The 22,768-nt window shown below is 67.5% G+C and carries 17 protein-coding genes and 2 riboswitches; of the genes, 9 read left to right on the top strand and 8 right to left on the bottom strand.

Going from position 1 to position 22,768, the window contains the following annotated elements; genetic code table 11:
• The first annotated feature begins 178 nt into the window (after positions 1 to 178).
• From ACETK8_RS15475 to ACETK8_RS15450, 6 genes are all read left to right on the top strand, one after another.
• Positions 179 to 1,231, top strand: a complete 1,053-nt coding sequence (locus tag ACETK8_RS15475; RefSeq protein WP_374036721.1) for an extracellular solute-binding protein — start codon at positions 179 to 181, stop codon at positions 1,229 to 1,231.
• A 68-nt stretch (positions 1,232 to 1,299) separates the two neighbouring features.
• A complete protein-coding gene (locus ACETK8_RS15470; RefSeq protein WP_374039417.1) occupies positions 1,300 to 2,841 on the top strand; it encodes an ABC transporter permease in 1,542 nt (513 codons plus the stop codon).
• Positions 2,838 to 3,860: an ABC transporter ATP-binding protein gene (locus ACETK8_RS15465; protein ID WP_374036720.1), complete on the top strand. Its 1,023-nt coding sequence runs from the start codon at positions 2,838 to 2,840 to the stop codon at positions 3,858 to 3,860. The genes ACETK8_RS15470 and ACETK8_RS15465 overlap by 4 nt, the downstream gene beginning before the upstream one ends.
• Before the next feature lie 505 nt (positions 3,861 to 4,365).
• Positions 4,366 to 4,926 (top strand): hypothetical protein, encoded by a 561-nt coding sequence (locus ACETK8_RS15460; protein WP_374036719.1) that lies wholly within the window; start codon positions 4,366 to 4,368, stop codon positions 4,924 to 4,926.
• Positions 4,927 to 5,052: 126 nt separating this feature from the next.
• Entirely contained in the window at positions 5,053 to 7,113 is a 2,061-nt protein-coding gene (locus ACETK8_RS15455; RefSeq protein ID WP_374036718.1) for a carbon starvation CstA family protein, read from the top strand.
• Positions 7,095 to 7,328 (top strand): YbdD/YjiX family protein, encoded by a 234-nt coding sequence (locus ACETK8_RS15450; RefSeq protein ID WP_374036717.1) that lies wholly within the window; start codon positions 7,095 to 7,097, stop codon positions 7,326 to 7,328. Before ACETK8_RS15455 ends, ACETK8_RS15450 begins: the two co-directional genes overlap by 19 nt.
• A 79-nt stretch (positions 7,329 to 7,407) precedes the next feature.
• On the opposite strand, the gene ACETK8_RS15445 is transcribed toward ACETK8_RS15450, so the two are convergent.
• From ACETK8_RS15445 to ACETK8_RS15410, 8 genes are all read right to left on the bottom strand, one after another.
• A complete protein-coding gene (locus tag ACETK8_RS15445) occupies positions 7,408 to 7,809 on the bottom strand; it encodes a DUF2177 family protein (protein WP_374036716.1) in 402 nt (133 codons plus the stop codon).
• Between the two features lie 3 nt (positions 7,810 to 7,812).
• Positions 7,813 to 8,835, bottom strand: a complete 1,023-nt coding sequence (locus tag ACETK8_RS15440; protein WP_374036715.1) for an SAM-dependent methyltransferase — start codon at positions 8,833 to 8,835, stop codon at positions 7,813 to 7,815.
• A gap of 10 nt (positions 8,836 to 8,845) precedes the next feature.
• Complete coding sequence (locus ACETK8_RS15435) at positions 8,846 to 9,358, bottom strand: lipocalin family protein (RefSeq protein ID WP_374036714.1); 513 nt, start codon at positions 9,356 to 9,358, stop codon at positions 8,846 to 8,848.
• Entirely contained in the window at positions 9,351 to 10,160 is an 810-nt protein-coding gene (locus ACETK8_RS15430; RefSeq protein ID WP_374036713.1) for a DUF1365 domain-containing protein, read from the bottom strand. Before ACETK8_RS15430 ends, ACETK8_RS15435 begins: the two co-directional genes overlap by 8 nt.
• Complete coding sequence (locus tag ACETK8_RS15425; RefSeq protein WP_374036712.1) at positions 10,157 to 11,503, bottom strand: NAD(P)/FAD-dependent oxidoreductase; 1,347 nt, start codon at positions 11,501 to 11,503, stop codon at positions 10,157 to 10,159. Before ACETK8_RS15425 ends, ACETK8_RS15430 begins: the two co-directional genes overlap by 4 nt.
• Before the next feature lie 38 nt (positions 11,504 to 11,541).
• Positions 11,542 to 12,783: a class I SAM-dependent methyltransferase gene (locus tag ACETK8_RS15420; RefSeq protein ID WP_374036711.1), complete on the bottom strand. Its 1,242-nt coding sequence runs from the start codon at positions 12,781 to 12,783 to the stop codon at positions 11,542 to 11,544.
• 771 nt (positions 12,784 to 13,554) lie between these two features.
• Complete coding sequence (locus ACETK8_RS15415; RefSeq protein WP_374036710.1) at positions 13,555 to 15,999, bottom strand: S9 family peptidase; 2,445 nt, start codon at positions 15,997 to 15,999, stop codon at positions 13,555 to 13,557.
• Positions 16,000 to 16,280: 281 nt separating this feature from the next.
• Positions 16,281 to 17,324: an ABC transporter substrate-binding protein gene (locus ACETK8_RS15410; protein ID WP_374036709.1), complete on the bottom strand. Its 1,044-nt coding sequence runs from the start codon at positions 17,322 to 17,324 to the stop codon at positions 16,281 to 16,283.
• Between the two features lie 96 nt (positions 17,325 to 17,420).
• Between ACETK8_RS15410 and ACETK8_RS15405 the strand changes: the two genes are divergently transcribed.
• The 3 genes from ACETK8_RS15405 to ACETK8_RS15395 all read left to right on the top strand — a co-directional run bounded on the left by ACETK8_RS15405 (position 17,421) and on the right by ACETK8_RS15395 (position 22,749).
• Positions 17,421 to 18,083, top strand: a complete 663-nt coding sequence (locus ACETK8_RS15405) for a response regulator (protein ID WP_374036708.1) — start codon at positions 17,421 to 17,423, stop codon at positions 18,081 to 18,083.
• Positions 18,080 to 19,468, top strand: coding sequence for a sensor histidine kinase N-terminal domain-containing protein (locus ACETK8_RS15400; RefSeq protein ID WP_374036707.1), 1,389 nt, complete (start codon positions 18,080 to 18,082; stop codon positions 19,466 to 19,468). The genes ACETK8_RS15405 and ACETK8_RS15400 overlap by 4 nt, the downstream gene beginning before the upstream one ends.
• Positions 19,469 to 19,722: 254 nt before the next feature.
• Positions 19,723 to 19,812: riboswitch (glycine riboswitch) on the top strand.
• Positions 19,813 to 19,815: 3 nt separating this feature from the next.
• A riboswitch (glycine riboswitch) is annotated at positions 19,816 to 19,905 on the top strand.
• Between the two features lie 138 nt (positions 19,906 to 20,043).
• Entirely contained in the window at positions 20,044 to 22,749 is a 2,706-nt protein-coding gene (locus ACETK8_RS15395) for a TonB-dependent receptor domain-containing protein (protein ID WP_374036706.1), read from the top strand.
• Positions 22,750 to 22,768 lie beyond the last annotated feature (19 nt).

Raw genomic sequence — 22,768 nt, 5'->3', positions numbered from 1 at the left:
CCACTGGCGCACTGACCCATGCCGCAAAACAATGCGTTGAAACGTTGAACTGACGGCGAGCAGTGGTTCTGGAGATCTTCCTCACCAAAATCGGGACACAGCGTCGCAGTCGCTCGTCGTCTTGTTGAGATCGGTTCGCAAGCGACTTAGGGCAGAGGCCGAACTTCAGGAGCGCCCGATGACCCTCAAGCTGAACGCCGTCATGGCCACCGCCTTCGCCGCCCTCGCCCTGGCCGCCTGTGGTCAGCCGCAACAGGCGACCAAGGCCGGCGGGGAGGCGGTGCTGAACCTCTACACGGCCCGCCACTACGACGCCGACAAGGCGCTGTACGACCGCTTCACCGAGGAGACCGGCATCCGGGTCAATCTGATCGAGGGCAATCCCGACGAACTGATCGCGCGCATGCGGTCGGAGGGCGCCAACAGCCCGGCCGACGTCTTCGTCGCCGCCGACGCCGGGGCGCTGTACCGTGCGCAGCAGGCGGGCCTTCTTCAGCCGACCGCCGACAGCACGGTGCTGAACGAGCGTATCCCGGCCAATCTGCGCGCGCCCGAGGGTCAGTGGTTCGGCTTCTCGCGTCGCGCCCGCGTCGTGGCCTACGATCAGGCCAAGGTCCGTCCGGAAGAGATCGACACCTACGAGAAGCTGGCTTCGCCCCGGTTCCGCGGCAAGCTGTGCGTTCGCAGCGGCGACAACGTCTACAACCTGTCCCTGATGGGCGCCCTGATCGAGGCGTGGGGGCCGGAGCGCGCCAGGACCTGGGCGGACGGCATCGTCGCCAACATGGCCCGTCAGCCCGAAGGCGGCGACCGTGACCAGATCCGCGCCATCGCGGCCGGCGTCTGCGAAATCGCCCTGACCAACAGCTACTACTTCATCCGCATGGCCAACGGGGATGATGCGGCGGACCGGCAGGTGACCCAGACGGTCAAGCTGGGCTTCCCGTCGCTGAACGGCCAGGGCGCCCATGTGAACGTGTCGGGCGGCGGGGTCGCAGCCCATTCGCCGAACCGCGCCAATGCGGTGCGCTTCCTGGAGTTCCTGGCCAACGACCAGTCGCAGGAGACGGTCTCGCGCATGAACTTTGAGTTCCCGGCGGTGGCCTCCGTGGCCGCCCCGGCGCCGGTCGACGCCTATGCGAACTTCACCGCCAACCCGATGTCGGTCGCGACCTACGGTCCGCGTCAGGGAGAGGCGCGGTCGATCATGAGCGCGGCGGGCTGGCGATAGGCGTTTCCGGCCTGACGTCGGTGAAGGCCCGCTCCGGTCGCCGGGGTGGGCTTTCGCCGTTGAAGGTGATGGCCCTGGCGGCCGCCATGGTCGCCCTGTTGCCATTGGCTGGCGTGATCTGGGCGGCGGTCGGCGGGGCGGGGGCCGATATTGCCGCACGGGACATCGCTCGATACGCCGCGACGTCCGCGGTGCTGGCCGTGCTGGTCGGGGGACTGACAGGCGTCGTCGGATCGGTGGCCGCCTGGCTGGTGGTCATGCACCGGTTTCCGGGGCGAGACGTCTTCGCCTGGGCCCTGGCCCTGCCGCTGGCGGCGCCGGCGTTCGCGCTCGCCTATGCCTATGCGGACCTGTTCGATGCGGCCGGGCCGCTGCGGTTCTGGCTGAGGGGCCAGTTCGGCTTCGACCTGCCGATCCAGATGCGGTCCGTGCCCGGCGCCGCCCTGGTCCTGACCTGCGCCTTCTACCCTTACGTCTATCTGGCCATGCGGGCGGCCTTCACCAACCAGTCCAGCAATCTGCTCGAGGCGGCGAGGACCCTGGGGTGCGGGTCGTCGGAAGCGTTTCGTCGGGTCGCCCTGCCGCTGGCGCGGCCGGCCTTGGCGGCGGGGATCGCCCTGGCCGTGATGGAGACCCTGGCCGACTATGGCGCAGTCCAGTTCCTGAGCGTCCAGACCCTGACGACCGGGGTGGTGCGGGCCTGGTCGGTCTATGGCTCGACGGTCTCGGCGGCGCGGTTCGCCCTGCCGCTGTTGGGAGCGGCGGCGCTCCTCCTGTGGATCGAGCGATGGGGGCGCAGGGGGCAGGGCCTCGAAAGCGCCCGGGCGCGGTTCCGCGATCTGGCCCCGGTTAGGCTCGGAGGAGCGAAGGCTTGGGCGGCCACGGGGTTCTGTCTGCTGCTGCTGACGTTGGGACTTCTGTTGCCGCTGGGCTGGCTGGTGGTCCGGTCCATCGATGTGTCGCCCGATTGGGCGAGGCTGGCGGTCGCGGCGCGCAACAGTCTGATGTTCGGCGGGGCCGGGGCCGTGACGACGGTCCTGCTGGCGACGCTTCTGGCCCTCGGCGCGCGCCGTCTTCCGGTCACTGCGCGACTGGCGAGCCTGGGTTACGCCACGCCGGGGGCGGTGATGGCCATCGGTCTTCTGGCGCCCGCGAGCCTGGTCTGGACCCTGTTTCCCGGAACGGTGGGGGTGACCGCGACCGGTCTGATCCTCGTCGTCTATGCCTATGCGGCGCGCCTGATGGCGGCGGCGCTGGAGCCGATCGAGGCGGGGCTGACCAAGATCCCCGCGTCGCTGAACCAGGCGGCACGGTCGCTGGGACGAGGCGAACTCGGCGCCGCGTTCCGCGTCGATCTGCCTTTGGTTAAGGGGGCGACGCTGACCGGCTTGCTGATCGTCTTCATCGACGTGTTGAAGGAGTTGCCGGCGACCCTGATCCTGAGGCCCTTCAACGTCGACACCCTGGCCGTGCTGGCCTCGAACTATGCGCTCGACGAACGGCTGCCGCAGGCGGGGTGGCCGGCCATCCTGATCATTCTGACGGCCCTGCCGACGGTCGTCTGGCTCAGCCTCAAGATCACCGCCGCCCGCCCCGGAGACGCCCGATGACCGACCTCGTGCTCGAAGGCGTGACCCGCCGCTACGGCGCCAAGGCGGCCGTGGAGGGTGTCGGGTTCACGCTCAGGCCCGGTCGCATCACCGCCCTTCTGGGGCCGTCCGGGTCGGGCAAGACCACCTTGATGCGGTTGATCGCGGGTCTGGAGGCGGTCGGGGCCGGAACGATCCGGCTAGGCGACGAGATCCTGTCGTCCGCAGACCTGCACACGCCGCCGGAGACGCGAGGCGTCGGCCTGGTGTTCCAGGATTATGCGCTGTTCCCGCATCTGAGCGTGCTGGACAATGTGGCGTTCGGGCTGGGCGGGATGGCGCGCAAGGCTCGCGACGCGAAGGCGCTAGCTCTGCTGGATCAGGTCGGGCTGGCGGATCGCGCGCGCAACTGGCCGCATGACCTCTCGGGCGGCGAGCAGCAACGCGTCGCCCTGATGCGGGCGATGGCGCGCGAGCCGAAGGTGCTGCTGCTGGACGAGCCGTTCTCGGGTCTGGATCGCCATCTGAAGGGCGCCGTCCGCGACTTCCTGTTTCCGGCGTTGCGCGTTTCCGGGGCGGCCGTGGCCATCGTCACGCACGACGTCGATGAAGCCCTGTTGCTGGCTGACGATCTGGTGTTGCTGCACCAGGGGCGGGTCCTGCAGTCCGGCACCCCGGTCGACTGCTATCGCGAGCCGGTATCCCCAGAGGCCGCCCGTCTGCTCGGCGAGGTGACGGTTCTGTCGGGGCGCGTTGAGGAGGGCGTGGCGACGACGGCGTTCGGGATACTTCCGGCGACGGACCAGGTCGATGGGGAGGTCGAGATCGTTGTCCGTCCCGAGAGCGTCAGACTGGACCGGGCAGGCGTCCTAGCCAAGGTGGTGGGCGTGCGCTTCGCGGGGCAGGGTTTCGACTACCGGCTCGAACGCGAAGGCCGAACGCTCTCCCTGCGCGCGGAGGAGGGACGGGCGGACGTCGGCGACACCGTCACGGTCAGCCTCGATCCGGCGGCGGTTCGCCTGTTTCCGAAATCTCGCTGATCGCGTCATCCTCTCGCGCAACATGATGCTGAGCCTATCCGCTGGATCGTTTCAAAGCGCCTCGCCGGCCGGCACGACCGCGATGCACACTACCGGGTTGTGCCCGCCGGATCGTGAGGCGATCATCCGTCCCAGCTCTCGGGAGGTGATATGCGCGGCCAGGTGACGACATTCGGCGAGGGAGCCGACGGTGGAACGATCACCGGCGACAACGGCGAGATCTATCGGTTCAGCGCCGGCTCCATCCATTCGGCGCCGCCGCTGGTCGTCGGACAGCGGGTCGATTTCGTCGCGCGGGACAGTGTGGCGACCCAGATCTTCGCCCTGGACGGGCCGCCGGTCACAAGGGCGGCGGCGGCGTCGACCTATGGCGCGTTCGATCTGGGCCGGGTGATCCAGGGGCGGCGAGGGACGCGGAGAGCGGTGGCCGAACAACGAGCATTCCATCTTCGTCGATCACCAGGGCTTCGTCTGGATCGGCGGGGCGGGCGAGAACGACGGCTTCGTGGTCAAGTATACGGCCGACGGCGAATATGTGATGCGGATCGGCTCTCCCGGCCCGTCCTTGGGCAACAACGACACGACCCGTTTGGGTCGCCCTGCGGGTCTGTTCGTCGATCCGGAGCGTAACGAACTCTATGTCGCCGACGCCTATGCCAACCAGCGCATCATCGTCTTCGATGCGGCGACGGGCGAGTACCGCCGTCACTGGGGCGCATACGGCCATCCGCCGGTCGATACGGGACAGCCGGCGGCGACGCCCGGCAACTATCCGGACAAGCCGGGACCGACCAGCTTCGCCCTGCCGCACGGTCTGCGCGTGTCGAGCGACGGTCTGGTCTATGTGGCGGACCGCCCGAACAAGCGCATCCAGATATTCGACCGCTCGGGCCGCTTCCTGACCGAACAGGTCTATCTGGCCGCGACAGAAGGTCTGGGCTCGACCTGGGATCTCGCCTTCACCCCCGACTCCGGCCAGAGCTTGGTCGTCGTGGCGGACGGCGAGAACAACCAGTTGCATTTTGCGCGTCTCGAGACGGGCGAGATCGTCGGCAGCGTCGGATGACGCGGCCGCAACGCCGGTCAGTTCCAGTGGCTTCACGCGGTCGACACGGACTCGTCCGGCGCCGTCTACACCGGCGAGGTCCAGACCGGAAAACGCCTGCAACGCTTCGTTCCCGAAGGTGACTAAATGACCAAGCTTCTGCGGACCCACGCGGTCTGGTTCGCCTTCGCCCTGATCGCCGCGATCTGTCTGAGCTTCATCGCCGTCAACCAGGGCGAACAGATCAGCGCCCTCTGGATCATCGCCGCAGCGGTGTCGGTGCATCTGGTCGCCTACCGCTACTACAGCCGTTACATCGCCGAGCATGTGATGAAGCTGGATCCGCGACGAGCGACCCCGGCGGTGTCCCGCAACGACGGCCTGGACTATGTCCCGACGGACAAGAAGGTGCTGTTCGGTCACCACTTCGCGGCCATCGCCGGCGCAGGCCCCCTGGTCGGTCCGGTGCTCGCGGCCCAGATGGGCTATCTGCCGGGCATGCTGTGGATCCTGGCCGGCGTGGTCGTCGCAGGCGCCGTGCAGGACTTCATCATCCTGTTCATCTCCATGCGTCGCGACGGTCGTTCGCTGGGTGAGCTGATACGTATGGAGATGGGAACCGTGCCGGGCATCATCGCCCTGTTCGGCGCCTTCATGATCATGGTCATCATTCTGGCCGTGCTGTCGCTGATCGTGGTCAAGGCCCTGGTCGGCAGTCCCTGGGGCGCCTTCACTGTCGGCATGACCGTGCCCATCGCCCTGTTCATGGGCGTCTACACCCGCTTCATCCGGCCCGGTCGGATCGGGGAGGTGTCGTTGATCGGCTTCATCCTCCTGATGGCCGCCATCGTCTTCGGCCAGAACGTCGCCGCCTCGCCGGCCCTGGCGCCCCTGTTCACGCTGACGGCCGAGCAACTGTGCTTCATCCTGATCGGCTATGGCGCGGTCGCATCGGTCCTGCCGGTCTGGCTGCTGCTGGCGCCGCGCGACTATCTGTCGACCTTCCTCAAGATCGGCGCCATCGCGGCCCTGGCCGTCGGTATCGTCATCATGGCGCCGCCGCTGCAGATGCCGGCCCTGACCCAGTTCATCGACGGCTCGGGCCCGGTCTGGTCGGGGTCGCTGTTCCCCTTCCTGTTCATCACCATCGCCTGCGGCGCGGTCTCGGGCTTCCACGCCCTGATCTCGTCCGGCACGACGCCCAAGCTGATCGCCAACGAGAAGGACGCCCGCTTCATCGGTTACGGCGCCATGCTGATGGAATCCTTCGTGGCCATCATGGCCCTGATGGCTGCCTCGATCCTCGATCCGGGTATCTACTTCGCCATGAACAGCCCCGGCGCCATCGTTGGCGTGACGCCGGAAAGCGCCTCGGCCGCCGTCACGGCCATGGGCTTCCCCATCGACGCGGCGACCATCGCCCAGACCGCCAAGGACGTGGGCGAGACGACCATCATCTCCCGCGCGGGCGGCGCGCCGACACTGGCTGTCGGCATGGCCGAGATCTTCTCCCATGTGGTGGGCGGCAAGGCGATGATGGCCTTCTGGTACCATTTCGCCATCCTGTTCGAGGCCCTGTTCATCCTGACGGCCGTGGACGCCGGCACCCGCGCCGGACGCTTCATGCTGCAGGATCTGGTCGGGACGTTCGTACCGAAGTTCAAGGACACCTCGGCGCTGGTGCCCAGCCTGGTCGGCACCGGTCTATGCGTCGCCGCCTGGGGCTATTTCCTCTATCAGGGGGTCACCGATCCCCTGGGCGGGGTCAACACCCTGTGGCCCCTGTTCGGGATCTCCAACCAGATGCTGGCCGCGGTGGCCCTGATCCTCGGCACCGTGGTGCTCTTCAAGATGAAGCGCGAACGCTACGCCTGGGTCACGGCGGTTCCGGCGGCCTGGCTGGTGGCCTGCACCATGACGGCGGGCGCGCTGAAGCTGTTCTCTCCGGATCCGGCGGTGGGCTTCCTCTCGCACGCCTCGCGCTTCTCGGCGGCCATCGCCGAGGGCACGGTGCTGGCGCCGGCCAAGAGCATCGCCGACATGCAGCAGATCGTGCTGAACGACCGCATCAACGCCACCCTTTGCGTGCTGTTCATGGGCGTGGTCATCAGCATCCTGATCTATGGCGTCAGGGCCTGTCTGAAGGCCAAGGCCAACAGCGAGCCGACGGATCAGGAGACACCGGCGGAATGGTTGCCGGCCGAATGATCGGCTCCAGCTGGAAGGACCGGCTGTCGTCGGCCGGGCGCTGTCTGTGCGACAGCGCCCGGTTGATGGTCGGCGTGCCAAACTACGACGTCTATGTCGCCCATATGGCCCGGACTCACCCGGACCAGCCGCCCATGACCTATGAGCAGTTCTTCCGCGAGCGGCAGGACGCGCGATACGGCGGGGGCGGGAAGGGCGGCTTCCGCTGCTGCTAGGCGGGTGGTGAGGCTGGCTCAGTCGGGTCGTAGCGCTCGGTTGATTTCGCGAGCGCGAACCTGTCTTCGCTTCGTTCTGCTACCGGACCAGCCAGCGCGATCCGAAATAACCCGCCATCGCGGCCGTGCAGGCCAGAAACGTCCCCCACGCCATGTCGGCCAGCGTGATGGTCGTGGACCAACGCCCCAGCGTCGCGTGGTTGGTCAGGTCGTAGGTGGCGTAGGCGACGAGGCCGAAGACGGCGCCGTTGATGGCGGCCTTGGTCCAGGAGCCCTGCTGGAGCGCCGGGGCGGTCGCGAGAACCGTCAGGCCGAACAGGAACAGCAGATAGAAGGCGATGGCGGGCGGCCAGTTGACCTGACGGTTCATCCAGTCACCCAGAACCGGCCGATAGAGCCGGTCGCCCATGAGGGTCAGCCAGATCGCGTCCAGCACCGCCATGACGAGGGCGGACGACAGGTAGGCGACGACGTAGCGCATGGCTCAGGCTCCCTTGAGCCGATAGTGGCTGACGCCCCAGACCGTTCCGTCGGCGTGGCCGAACAGGCCGGCGGTGGCCATGAAGAACCGCCGCCAGCGACGCATCCACAGGGCGTGATCGGCGCCGTAGACCTGCTGCATCAGGAAGCGGATCTCGTGGGCGTTGGCGTCGAAATTCGCCAGCCAGTCGTCGGCCGTGCGCCGGTAGTGGGTCCCGCTCCAGCGCCAGTCCTGTTCGACCTCGAACAGGTCGGCGTACTGGCGGATCAGAGTGTGGCTGGGCATGACGCCGCCTGTGAAGAAATGCTGGGCGATGAAATCGGCCTCGTCGGAGACCTCGAACCGATAGGGGGCGTCGATGTGGCTGAAGACGTGCATGAACATGCGGCCGTCCGGCCTCAGCCAGGTGCGGGCCTTGGTCAGGAGCGCGCGCCAGTTGGCCATATGCTCGAACATCTCCACCGAGACGATCCGGTCGAAGGTCCGGTCGATGGTGAAGACGTTCATGTCGGCGGTGATGACCGTCAGGTTGGTCAGGCCCCGCGCAGCGGCCTCCGAGTCGATGAAGGCCTTCTGGCTCCGGGAGTTGGAGACGGCGGTGATGCTCGAGGCGGGATAGTGTTCGGCCATCCAGAGCGACAGCGACCCCCAGCCGCAGCCGAGTTCCAGAATGGTTTGCCCGTCCTTCAGATCAGCGTGCTCGCAGGTGATCCGCAGGGCCGACGCCTCGGCGTCGCCCAGGCTGGGGGTCGGCGTCTCGTAGAAGCAGCTGGAGTATTTCCGGTGCGGGCCGAGGCAGAGCTGGAAGAAGCGGGCGGGCAGTTCGTAGTGCTGCTGGTTGGCGGCGTCCGTGTGTTCGGCGACCGGACGGGCGGCCATCTCGCGGGCGAAGACGGCGTCGTCCTCTGGCGCGGCGGCGAAGCCCTTGCGCGCATTGGCGACCAGAAGGGCGATGGCCGGCCGGGTGACGAAGTCGGGGAAGGGCGCGTCCTGAAGCTTGTTCACGCGCTCTGCGATCGTGGTCATGGCGGGTCCCTCAGCGCTGGATCAGTTGGCGGGTGGGCAGGCCCAGTTCGGCCATGCGATTGCGAAGTTGCGTCTGCTGGGCCGCGCTCATCGTCGGGCTGCGGGACAGCAGGGCCGGGAATTGGCCGTCGGCCGTCGTGGCGATCATCCAGCTGTAGTCGGGCGCGATGTCGATGACCCAGTAACGCTGGCGGATCAGGCCGGCGAAGAAGCTGGCTTCGAACTTGGCGTTGGTCGTGGTGTCGGTGACGCGGGCGCGGGTGTTGAAGGTCGTGACCCGGCCGTCGCGCGAACCGCGATGGCAGCTCTGGACGATGGAGAAGTCGTTGGGCGCGCGGCGGGTCCAGACCTGACTGGCGGCCCAGCAGTCGCGCTGGTGATCGTTCGGCGTGCGCAGGATCTCGTGCCAGCGGCCCATGAAACGGTCGAGGTCGATGGTGCGGCGCGGCTCGGGCGCATCGGCCGAGGCGGCCGTGGCGATCAGCAGGAGGGCGGCGGTCAGGACGGCGAGGGATCTAGGCATGTCGGACTCCGTGTTCGGATGGTCCCCCGACCGTGACGGGATGCTCAGGCGTGACGCCGCCGCGCAGGCGCAGGCCCTTGAGGATCAGCTTCAGCGCCTCCCAGTGGATGCCGCCGATGACCTTGAGCGTCAGGAGCGGATGGCCCAGCCAGGCGTGGCGCAGGGCGGCGTCGGTCATCTCGGCGCGACGGCCTGAGAAGCCGGTCAGCAGGATCGGACCCTCGGCGTCTTGGACGGCGATGGAGACGCGCGTGGTCTCGTCCTCGGCGCCTGTCGGCGGTTCGACCTCGAACCGGTAGGTCAGGTCCATGTCCATGAAGGGCGAGACGTGAAAGGCCTTGTCCACCGCCTGACGCACCGGTCCGGTCGCGGCGCCGACGGGCATCAGATAGGAATGCCGACCGCCGAAAGTGTTGGACACCTCATAGAGGATGGCGCTGAGCCGACCCTCGTTGTCGTGGCAGTAGAAGACGCTGAGCGGATTGAAGCCATAGCCGAGGATGCGCGGCAGGGTCAGAAGCTGGATGCGGCCCCCGGTCGGCAGGCCGGCGTCGGTCAGGCGGCGCTCCATCTGGGTCTTGAGCGAAGTGGTGGAGCCGTCGCCGTGATCCGTCTGGCGCAGGCTCATCAGTCCGAACCGGCCGGCGCCCAGCCAGCGCAACCGACCGACCAGACCGTCCCACTCGTCCAGATCGACCAGCAGCATGAAGAGGCGATAGCGCAGCGAGTGAGCGCGCGGACGCAGGCGGCGGTGGAACACCGAACCGGAATAGACGCCGGAGATCAGCGCCGATCCGGTCATGCGGCGGCGGCCATTGGAACGGGCAGGGGAATGCGGGCGCTTTCGTTCTGGACGGTCCACGGACGGCGCACCCCGCCGATGCCTTCGGCGGCCGCCAGTCCGGCCTGCAGGCCGTCCTCGTGGAAGCCTGAGCCGAACCAGGCGCCGGCGAACCAGCTATGGTTCCGTCCCTGAAGCGAGCCGAGCGCGCGCTGGGCCTCGAGCGCGGCGGCATTGTAGATCGGGTGGTCGAAGTCACGGTCGGCCAGAACCAGCGCCGGATCGGGCTCGCGGTCTGGGTTCAGAGTGACGAACATATCCGGGCCGGGCAGGCCCTGAAGCAGGTTCATCCAGTAGGTGACGCTGGCCGATCCGGCCTCGGTCCCGGCGGCGCCGACATAGTTCCAGGCGGCCCAGGCCTCCTTGCGGCGCGGCATCAGACTGCGGTCGCGGTGCAGGACGACGCGGTTGCGACCATAGGCGACGGCGCCGAGCAGGCGGCGCTCGTCGGCGGTGGGTTCCGCCAGCATGGCCAGGGCCTGATCCGAATGGACGGCCAGGACGACGGCGTCGAACCGCTCGGCGCCGTGACGGCTGTGGATCGTGACGCCGAGGTCGTCGCGCTCGATCCGCTGGACCGGAGCGGCCAGTCGGATCTGCCCCCTGAAGGCGGCGGCGAGGGCCTGGACGTACTGGATGCTGCCGCCCGCGACCGTGCCCCAGTTCGGGGCCATGTCGACCTCCAGCAGGCGGTGGTTCTGGTAGAAGCGGATGAAGGCCGCCGCCGGATAGTCGGCCATCTGGCGCGGTGTGGACGACCAGATCGCCGCCGCCTGGGGCAACAGATGCAGGTCGCGGAACCCCTCGCCGTATTTGCGATCCTCCAGATAGCGGCCCAGCGAACAGAGCGACCGGTCCAGTTCGGCCAGATCGCCGACGGCCGTCCGGTGGAACCGCTTGAGGTCCAGCAGCATGCTCCAGAACTTCGGGCTGGCAAGGTTGCGCTTCTGCGCGAACAGACCGCGCGCGCCGTGACTGGAATACTCGAACGCGCCGTCCTTCATCGAGACGGCGAAGGACATGTGGGCCGGGGCGCTGGCGACGCCGAGATGGTCCAAGAGGGCGGTGAAGTTCGGATAGTTGGGCGCGTTGTAGACGATGAAGCCGGTGTCCACCGCGACCGGCCCGTCCGGCGACGGCGCCTGAACCGTGCAGGAATGGCCGCCCAGCCGGTCCTCGGCCTCGAACAGCACGACCTCATGCCGTTGCGACAACAGCCAGGCCGCCGACAGTCCCGAAATCCCCGCGCCAACGACCGCGATCCGGCGGGGCGGCTGGGCGGCGTCGTGGAGGCGGTCGAACATGCGAGTGATCCCTCATCGGCGTCTTTGAACTCAGGGAACTACGCGTGAGCGGGCGTCGGGGATGCCTCGACCGTCATGTGGACCACGTCTATCCGACCCGACAGAAACCCGGCCTCGCAATAGGCGAGGTAGTAGCGCCACAGCCTGCGGAACCGCTCGTCCTTGCCGGGCGCGGCGGCCGCGTCGAAGGCGATGCGCCAGCGCCGCAGGGTCTCGGCATAGTCGGCGCCGAAGCGACGGACGACCTGTCCGCTCAGACCCGCATCCGACGTCACGGCTTCCAGCCTCTCCTCCGAGGGCAGCATGCCGCCGGGGAAGACGTGCATCTGGATGAAGTCCGGACGCCGACGATAGACCGGCAGCAGGGCGTCCTGGATGGTGATGATCTGCAGCGCCGCGCGACCGCCCGGCGTCAGGCGGTCGCGAACGGTCTCGAAGAAGGTGGGCCAATAGGCCTCGCCGACTGCCTCGAACATCTCGACCGAAACGATGCGATCGAAGGTTCCGGGGACGTCGCGATAGTCGATCAACTGGATGGAGACGCGGTCCTCCAGCCCGGCCTGGCGGATGCACCGGTCGGCCCAGGCCTTCTGCGAAGGCGACAGGGTGATGGCGGTGACGGTCACGCCGCGCTCTCGGGCCAGATATTCGGCGAACCCGCCCCAGCCGCAGCCGATCTCCAGAACCGACTGACCCGGACGAATGTCGCAGGCGTCGGCGAGCGCCGCATACTTGGCGCGCTGGGCCTCTTCGAGGATCTGATCCGGATGCTCGAAAAGAGCCGCCGAATAGGTCATCCCGGGATCGAGCCACCCGGCGTAGAAGTCGTTGCCGAGATCGTAGTGGGCGACGATGTTCCGCCGCGACCCGCGCCGCGTATTGCCGGACAGGGCATGCACGACGGCGTCCAGTCCACGCGCCAGCGGGTTGCCGCCGACCATCCGCTCCAGATGGTCGTAGTTCTCGGCGAAGGCCAGCAGCAGCTTCGTCAGATCGGGCGTGTCCCAGTCGCCGGCGACATAGCCCTCCGCGAACCCGATGTCGCCGCGCGTGATCATCCGGCGGACGGCCCGCCAATGCCTGAGGCGCCAGACGATCGGATCGCCCGATCTCGGGGTCTGCGGACCAATCGCGCGGGCCTGGCCGGAGGGCTCCACCAACGTCAGGCCTCCGACACGCCAGAGCGACGCCAGCGCTTTCGCGAACGGCGAACCAGACCGCATCGAGCGCCCGCTGGCCGTCGGAGCGAGGGCGAAGGCTTCGGTTTCAGTTGCGGTCATCTTCACGTCCGTGCGGGATCATGAAGTAACTACGGCTCTGTCGAGGATGGGATGCGTCCGCGCCGGGATTTCGGCTAACCCAAAGTGCGGTGGAAGAAGTCGGACACATCGGCCAGGACGGTCGCCTTCTTGTGGAACAGGGGCGAGAAGGTCGCGATCAGGTCTTCGTGGGAAAGGCCCGGATAGAGTTTCGCTTCGCTGCTCCCACCAGTTCTCGCATACGCGCACTCAAAAGGATCGTGTCCTCGTCGTGGACGACGGTGTCGGCGGCGTCGTGGCCGAGCCACAGGGGAGGGGCGTCCGCCCGCGCGAACTGGTCGCTTCGCCCCGGCGACCGGTGACGACGACATCGTCAAAGGCGGTCGCGATCTTGCCAATCTGGCGCAGCCTCGTCCCGTTCCCTGTCCTTCAGCAAGCGGACCAGCTACTCTCAGCCAGCGCAGAAGGACACCGTTTTACCGTTTCAATTTTTTCAATGAAATCATAGGACGATGGTGGGTGATGTAGGGTTCGAACCTGCGACCCGCTGATTAAGAGCTGAATCTGAAGAATAAAGGGCGATCTGGCTGCTGGGTCATACTTCTAAGCATATATATTTCAGCGCTCTAACAAATATTTTGAAGCTAGGACCTGCTAATTGCTCCGTCCTAATGAGAAAAGTTATCCACTTCGGGTTTCCGCTTCTACGATCCGTCGAGATGTCTGCTTTAGGCTTGGGGCGACCTTTCACGGATTATCGAGGCGCTGGCCACATGCCGACAAAAGCCGCCGCTACTGTAGGTAACGCGTGAACCAGTCCGTCCATTCCCAAAGAAGGTCGTTGGTTGTCTCGCGCGCATCGTAGCGGTGTGCCTCGTAGGGCATGACGACCAGTCGGGTTTTCGTGCCATTGCCCTTCAGCGCGGCATAGAACCGCTCGCTCTGGATCAGGAAGGTGCCCTGGTTGTCGTCGGCGCCGCCGTGGATCAGCAGGAGGGGCTCCTTGATCTGGTCGGCGTAGGAGAAGGGCGACATCCGGTAGTAGAGCTCGGGGTCCTGCCAGTAGGTCCGTTCCTCGCGCTGGAAGCCGAAGGGCGTCAGGCTGCGGTTATAGGCGCCGCTCAGAGCCACGCCGGCCTTGAACAGATCCGTGTGGGCCAGAAGATTGCCGGTCATGAAGGCGCCGTAGGAGTGGCCCGTGACGCCGACGCGGTCGCGGTCCACGACGCCCAGGCGGACGCCCTCGTCGATGGCGGCCGAGGCGCCGGCCGTGATCTGTTCGACGAAGGTGTCGTTTGGCTCGGCGTCGCCTTCGCCGATGACGGGCAAGCTGGTGTTGAACAGAACCGCGAACCCGGCCTGGGCCAGAAGGGGCGGCAGGTCGTAGAAGCCGTACTCGGGATAGCGGTTCGGGGAGCCGTTCACCTGTCCCGCCGCCTCGCGATTTTTGAACTCGGCCGGATAGGCGTGAAGGATGGTCGGTAGGGGACCGTCCTCGGCCTTGTAGTTCGGCGGTAGATAGAGGGTCGCGGTCAGGGGCACGCCGTCGGCGCGGGTGTAGTGAAGCATCCGGCGCTGGGCCAGGGGCCGGTCACCGTAAGGGCTGGCGAAGGTGGTGACCGCCGTCTCAAGACCATCGGTTCCGGTCAGGTAGAAGTTCGGGCTGACGATCGCACTCTCGCGGCGGACCAGGATGCGACCGTCGTCCAGGACCTCATGCGGCTCTTCGTAAAAATCGGACGGCGAGCGCCAGATTTCGCGGCGAGCGCCGTCGGTGAGGTTAAGGCCGATGACGACGGGCCGGTCGCCCTGGGGCGTGCCGCCGGGGCCGGAGAACAGAACCTCGGATCCGGTAATATCTAGGACGGGGGCGCCGGCCGCATTCGCATGGGGCATCGGCTCGCCCGGGTCGCCGTAGCGGTCGTCGCTGGCGCCGGCGTAGAGCTGCAGAGCAGGGGCGCCCGGTTGGGTCGGGTCGATCCGGCTGATGCGACGGGCGCGGGTCTTGTACCAGGTCTCCTCGATCAGGGCGGTGGAGGCGTCGCCCCAGTGTACGGCGCTGATCCGCGTCGAGACCTGGGCCAGGGTCTGGGCCGGCTGATCGAAGGGCGCGGACAGGGTGGCGACCTCGTCGCGCACGGCGATGTCGCGGCCCGGATCCCCGCCGTCCAGGGCGTTTAGCCAGTAGACGGTCGCGGGTGCATCCGACCGCCAGCCCGGCGCGCGGGGGCCCGAGCCTACCGCGTCGAAGGAAATCGGCACGGCGTCTTCCAGCGGCTTTTCGGCCAGCACTGTCCGCGCGCCGTCCGACAGGCGAACGACCGAGATGCGCTGCGGGAATTTGGCGATCGGGAACTGGTAGGAATAGGGCCGAACCCGCTCGCTGAGCAGGATCCAGGCGCCGTCGGGCGAGGGCTCGGCGACATCGACGATGGCGGGGGCGCCGACGGGGGTGATCCGGCCGTCCACGCCGACGACCGCGACCTGGGTCGTCATGTGATAGTCGAACAGCGCTTCGTCGCTCGGATTGGTCAGCAGGTCCTGATAGGTGCGGCCGGGTGCGGCGGGCCCCTCACTGGACTGGACCGAGGGGGCGATGGCCAGGGCCGTGCGGACAGGCTCGGGGCCGCGATCGGTCGGGACGGTGCGGCACAGCATCGACCGGCTGTCAGCCATCCAGCGGCAGGGCGGGGAGAGGACGCCGTTCAGGAACACGCCCTCGATCCGGCTGGCCCGGCCGGTCTCCACGTCCACGACCCACAGCCCGTGGCCCTGGCCGTTCTCGAACCCGGCCACGGTGGCCAGCACCTTGCGGCCGTCCGGCGACCACTCGACGCTGGTGATCCGGCCGGTGGTCGGCAGGCCCGCGACCGGTTGCGGCGTCCCGGTCGGGAAGTCCTGAAGCGCCAGGCTGCGATAGTAGGTCAGGCCCCAGGGCTCACGCAGCTTCGCATAGGTCGTCGGGTTGAAGCGGAAGCCGGCGAGCCGCAGTTCCGGCTCGGCCAGTTCGGCGATGGCCCGGATGCCGTAGGGCTGGGCGATCAGGGCGCGGCGCGGTGCGGCGCCCGCCGAGGGCGACAGGATCAGCTGCGGCGTGGGCAGGGCCTCAGCCAGGGCCGCCATCGGCTCGGGCGCGGTGTGATAGGCGGCGTCCTGGGCCGAGGCGTTCGATGCGGTCAGGCCGCCGGCCGCGACGATCATGGCCGCGGTCGCGACGGCGGCGAGCAGATGTTTCATTGGTCATCCCCTTGGGACGAACGGTCGCCCACCCGGAGATCCATCTCCCATGGGCCGGTTCGTCAGTGGACGGACCCTAGGGAGGTGCATATTTTTAAGTCAAATGGCTGACTTTTGGCAGATTTTTGCAGGCTCTGCGGTTCTCGTCGCATTGTTTTTGCAGTTCGCCGATGCCGCCGATAGTGCGATGCGGAGGGCAAGCCTGCTGCTCGATGGGCTGACAGGTCGGTGACAGATTTGCGGTCGCGAAAATTTCTGCGACCCGCCCGAATTTTCCAGGATCAGTCCCCGGCGGACTGCGGATGCACCCGGTCGCGCCACTCCGACAACAGGCTCGCTCGGCGAGACTGATCCAGATTCGCCAAGAGGGCGGGGCCGACGCGGATGGGCCGCGCGCCCGGCGTTTCGACCCCGCCGTCGCGAACGGGGGTGAAGCCGGCTTGTTCGAGCGTGGCCTGTCCTTCCTCAGACATCAGATAGTCGAGGAACAGCCGGGCGGCGTTGGGATGGGGCGCGGACTTCGGGATGAAGGCCACCCGCGAGATCGACAGGTGGTAGTCCTCGGGCGTGACATAGACCACGTCCAGGTTCCGGTGGCGGGTCCACCAGCGGGCGTAGATCGCGTTCATATTGTAGACCAGTAGCCGCTCGCCGGTGTCGAGCTTGCCCAGGATCACGCCGCCGGCGACGTCCAGGCTGGGTCCGCTCTCGCCGATGGCGGCGAGCAGGGACCAGGCCTCCGGATAAACCTGGGTGTCCGCCGACAGATACATGAAGCCGACGCCGCTCGTCTCGGGGTCGTAGGTGGCGATCTTGCCCCGCCAGCGCTCAGGGTCGGTGCGGAGCGCCTCCAGCAGGGCGGCGTGGGAGCGTGGAACCTGGTCCGGCGGCAGCAGTCGCCGGTTGTAGGCGAAGACGATGGGCTCCGCCGTGACGCCGAACCCCTGATCGCGCCAGACCGCCCAGTTGGGCAGGTCGTGGGCCTCCGGACTGTCATAGGTCTGGGCATAGCCGTCGTTGATCAGCTTGATCTGGATGTCCATCGACGAGCTCCAGACCAGATCGGCCTTCCCGGCGCCCGTTTCCGCCTCGCTCACGACGGCGGTCTGCAGATTGCTGGAGGTCACCTCGACGAAGCGGGCCTTCATGCCGGGAAAGCGACGCTCGAACCCGGCGGCGATCTGATCGGTGACATCGGTGTTCGTGTAGATGACCACCTCGCCCTCGCGCAGCGCTGCGCGAATGATGGAGGGGCGCGTGTCCTGGCCTTCGGTGGTCGGCTGACAACCGCTGAGCAGCACCGTCAGAACCAGGGCGCCGACCATCCCGAACTGCGACGCCTTGACGTGTGAGGTCCCGTGGCGTCCGATGATCCGTCTCCCCCAGAAAGCCGCGCGCTTGCAGCCTCCATACCTTCGACCATGAAGATACTCGTTGTCGAGGACGACGCGCCGCTTCGCCGGTCGCTCGACATGACCCTGAAAGCGGCCGGCCACGCGCCCGTCTGTGTCGATACCGGAGAGGCGGCGTTGACGGCCCAGGCGACGACGACCTTCGACGCCATCATCCTGGACATCGGCCTGCCCGACATCGACGGGTTCGACATCCTGGGGCGGTTGCGGCGCGCGGGATCGGCGACGCCGGTGGTGGTGCTGACCGCCAGAGACGCCGTCCGCGATCGCGTGGCGGGCCTCGACATGGGGGCGGACGACTATGTGCTGAAGCCGTTCGAACCGGACGAGCTGGTCGCGCGCGTGCGTGCGGTGGTGCGGCGGAAGACCGGGGCCGCCACGGACATACTGACGGCCGGGGCGCTGACCTGCGACCTGGCGACGGGGACGGCGCGGATCGGCGGCCGGACGCTGGACCTTCGGCCCAAGGAATGGGCCGCGCTGAAGGTGCTGATCGGCTGGCAGGGGCGGACGGTGAACCGCGACCTCCTGGCCGCCGAGATGTTCGCGGACGAGAGCGTCGTCGCTCCGAACGTGCTGGACGTCCACGTCGGCCGGTTGCGTCGCAAGCTGCAACCGGACGGGCCGCGCGTCGCGACCTTGAGAGGCCTCGGCTACCGGCTCGATCCATGAGCCGCGCGCGACCGAGGCTGGTCACCCGTCTGCTGATCGCCCAGATCGTTCCGCTCGCGGTGCTGGCGATCGCGCTGGCGGCCGGCGGAGCCATGGTCGCGAACCGGGTAGTGGAGCGGACCTCGGACCGTCTGCTGGCCGGATCGGTGACGGCCATTCTTCAGCAGGTCGGCGCCCGCGAGGGGAGGGCGACGGCGGTCTTCTCGCCCTGGGCGCTCGGCCTGCTGGACGGGCCGGAGCGCGACGCCGTCTTCTACAGCGTGCATCAGGGTCGGGTGCTCATCACCGGATACGGCGACCTGACCACTCCGACACCGCCCGCGCCCAACGACCTGACCTTCCGCTACGGCCGGATGAAGGGGATGCCGGTCAGGATCGCGGAGGCGACGGTGCTCGTGCCGGGGGTGCGCGAGCCGGTGACGGTGGCGGTCGCCCAGACTTTGGACTCCCGCAAGGCCACCACTCAAGAGTTGCTGCTCGGCCTGATCGGCCTGCCGGTGGCCCTGGTGCTGGCGGCGGCGTTGTTGATCTGGCCCGCCATCCTGTGGGGGCTCAGTCCGTTGCGGCGGCTGGTGCGACGCCTGACCGACCAGTCCGCGTCGCGTCGTGCCGATTACACTCCGGTGTCCGTTGAGCGTCTGCCGCAGGAGCTCTCGCCGGTGGTGCTGGCGTTCAATGGGTTGATCGGAAATCTGGAGGCGTCGGCCACGGCGCTGGAGCGGTTCGCCGCCGATGCGTCGCACCAGCTTCGGACACCGCTGTCGGTCATCACCGCCAACCTGGCCCTGCTGGCCGCGCCGGGAATGAAGGCGTCCGACCGGAGGCTGCTGGTCTCGGACTCCAGAGACGCCGCGTCGCGTCTTCATCTGGTGCTGAGGCAGTTGCTCGCGCTGGCCCGCGCCGAGGCCGCGATCGCGTCGGGCAAGGCCGATCTGGTCGAGGTGGCGGCCGGCGTCGTTCGCGATGCGACCGCAGCCTTCCCCGAGGCCGTCGTGCGGTTCCGGGCGCCGGATCGACCTGTCTTGGTTCGCGGGGATTCTACCCTGATCGGCGAGATGCTGAACAACCTCGTCCGCAACGCGATCCAGTACGGCGGGCCGCCGGTGGTGATCCGGGTCGGGCAGGGCGGTGCGGACCAGCGGCCGCGCGTCGTCGTCTGGGATCATGGAGAGGGTCTGCCCGAAGCCGAGCTGCCGCGTCTGGAGGAGCGGTTCTATCGGGGCCGGCGCAGCGCGGGGACGACCGGCGCCGGCCTGGGCCTCGCGATCGTGCGGTCGATCGCCGAGGCGCTGTCGATCGAGGTGACGATCGGCAACCGCTCGAGGCGGCCGGGGCTGAGCGCGCGCCTCCTGTTCCAGAAGGCGAGCGGGCTCACCCCGCCCTAGGCGATCGACACTCTGTGGCCATCGGAGCACAGTCGGCCGTCATCGGCATGACTTACTGCGACGGTCACGTTTTCATCCCGACCCGCTGAAACTGTCAGAAACCTGTCATGGCCAATGTCGCGACGCAGCATGACGGGCTTGGCGGATAGACTGTGTCCAAAAATCAGAATATCATTGCGATTAACGGGCTAAGAGCGAAATAATAATCTGTTTTTGGTTCATTTGACGGATCGAAAAGGTTGATCCTAACTCTGAGGGCTCTCGCGGGAGAGATCGGGTTTCGGCCCGACGCCGAAGGCGCAACCGCCCCGGAAACGCTCAGGCAAACGGACCGCAGAGCATAAGGACGCTGGAAAGCAGCACGGTCTTCGGACCGGGTTCGCCGACGGAGCAAGGACGTGCCCGCACGTTCGAATCTCTCAGGCCAGAAGACAGCGGGGGCAACGGAAGACGACGGCGGATCGGGACGTGAAGCCTCGACGGCCGATATCGGGTTCGCACGCGACGGCAGAGCGCGGCGGGGCCGAGGGGGAAGTCTAACCATTGCCAAGCGGCCACTCTTTCAGGGGATACCCATGTCAAACTCTCAACGGATCCGATCCAGGCTGATGATCGGCAGCAGTCTCGTTCCCGCCGCCGTCGTGCTCCTCGCCTCGGGCGCGGCCATGGCCCAGTCGGCCGATCAGGCCGACCAGGTCGAGGAAGTCGTCGTCACCGCGTCGCGCATCGACCGCGCTGGCTTCCAGGCTCCGACCCCGACCGTCCAGCTGACGGCTGAAGACCTCGCCGTCGGCGCGCGTCCGAACATCGCCGCCGCCCTGAACGACATGCCCCAGTTCCGCGCCACCAGCGGCCCGCAGACGACCGGCACCAACACCGGTGCCGGCGCGGCCCCCGTCGACCTGCGCGGCCTGGGCATCAACCGCACCCTGGTGCTGGTCGACGGCCGCCGGGTTTCCAGCGAGAACGACCTGAACAGCATTCCGACCGTCCTGGTGAAGAACGCCGATATCGTCACCGGCGGCGCATCGGCCGCCTGGGGCTCGGGCGCCGTGGCCGGCGTCGTGAATATCGGCATCGACCGCTACTTCACCGGCGGCAAGCTGGGCGCCGAATACGGCATCTCCTCCTTCGATGACGCGGAACAGGTCCGCGCCGAAGGGGCCTGGGGCACGGACTTCCTGGACGGTCGGGGTCACTTCGTCATCGGCGGCGAATACCTGGACAACGACGGCGTCGTGCCCAAGGACTCGCGCCCCAACATCGGCAGCTGGGCCCAGGTCTCGAACGGCGCCGGCGCCTTCATCACCGTTCCGAACGTCGGTTTCGCCAATGCGGCGGTCGGCGGCCTGATCCTGTCGGGCGTCAATGCGGGCCGGGTCTTCAATCCCGACGGCACGCTGCGCGCCTTCAACTACGGGACCGTGGTCGGCACCAATACGGTGGGCGGCGAAGGCCCGTCGAACGACGACCTCAGCCCGCTGGTCACGCCCCAGCGCCGCTACGCCACCATGGCCAGCGCGGTCTATGAGTTCTCCGACAGCCTGCGCCTGACCGCCGACGTGCGTCACTCGCGGATGTGGAACAACTACATCTGGTTCGGCGACCACAACCGCGGCAACCTGACGATCAGCATCAACAACGCCTTCCTGCCGGCCGCCGTGCGCGCCCAGATGCAGGCCGCAGGTCAGACCTCGTTCACCATGGGTCGGTTCAACTCCGACCTGTCCTATTCGACGATCGACTTCGAGCGGATCAACACCCAGGCGACCGTGGCTCTGGACGGCGAGTTCGGCGACGACTGGCGCTGGGGCGCCTACTACAGCCGCGGCGAATACAAGAACAACATCGACACCCCCGGCTTCCTGCTGCGCACCCAGTACGCCCAGGCGGTGGATTCGGTGATTAGCCCGATCACCGGCCAGGCCGTCTGCCGGGTGACCCTGACCAACGCCAACTCCGGCTGCGTGCCGATTAACCTGTTCGGCGAGGGCGCGCCTTCGGCCGCCGCCATCGCCTATGTCACCGGCACGCCGCAGCAGCGGACCACGACCACCCTGGACGTCGGCGGCATCGACCTGCGCGGCGAACCGTTCAGCCTGCCGGCGGGTGATGTCTCGATCGCCGTCGGTTTCGAGGCGCGCAAGGAGAAAGTGGTCCAGACGGTCGGCGCGCTCGACGCCGCCCAGGCCTTCCAGACCTTCAGCTTCTCGGCCCTGGCCGGCGAGTTCACCGTCAAGGAAGCCTTCGCCGAGGTTCTGGTGCCGATCGTCCGCGACCTGCCGGTCCTGAATGACCTGCAGTTCAACGCCGCGGCCCGCATCTCCGACTACGACACGACCGGATCCATCTGGTCCTGGAAACTGGGCGCCACCAACGAGTTCTTCCCGGGCTTCCGCGGTCGCATCACCCAGTCGCGCGACATCCGGTCCGCCAACCTGTCGGAACTCTTCACCACCACCACGACCGGCTACAACAACATCAACGACCCGGTGAAGGGCCAGACCGTCTACACGCTGAACAACGGCGGCGGTAACCCCGACCTTCGCCCGGAGACGGCCGATACCCTGACGCTGGGCGTGACCTACGCCCCGCCGTCGATGCCCGGCCTGAACATGTCGCTGGACTACTACGACATCAGCATCGAGGACGTGATCACCACGATCGCGCCGCAGGACCTGGTCACCCGCTGCTTCAACGGCAATCTGGACCTCTGCTCGCGCGTCGATCGTGACGCCGCCGGCAACCTGATCCGGACGCGCTCGACCTATGTGAACCTGTCCCAGTACCACACCGACGGGGTGGACGCCGAAGTCTCCTACGCCGCGCCGATGGACCTCTACTTCCCCGGCGCCTCGGGTCGGGTGAACCTGCGTCTGGTCGGCACCTGGGTGAACAGCCTGACCACGAACGACGGCGTCTCCGAGATCGAATACGTCGAGTCCCAGGGCTATTCGTTCGGCCTGGGCGTGCCCAAGCTGCGCGTCAACGCCAGCGCCGCCTGGCAGGGTGACGTCTTCGGCGTCGACCTGCGCGCCCGCTACATCTCGGGCGGCGTCTACAACAAGACCGTCAATATCGTGAACAACGACATCGATCCCTACATGTATGTCGATCTGGGTGTGACGGCGGACCTGGCGAGCTTCGGCGCCGAGGGTGTCGAACTCTACGGGAACGTGACGAACCTGTTCGACAAGGATCCGCCGGTGGGGTCGCTGTACTCGCCCTACTACGACGTCATCGGTCGCTACCTGACCGTGGGCGCCCGCTACCGCTTCTAAGGCTTGAGCCAACTGCACG

Source organism: Brevundimonas staleyi, from assembly GCF_041893865.1.
Taxonomy (GTDB): Bacteria; Pseudomonadota; Alphaproteobacteria; order Caulobacterales; family Caulobacteraceae; genus Brevundimonas; species Brevundimonas staleyi.
This window is presented reverse-complemented; position numbering and strand designations above follow the sequence as displayed.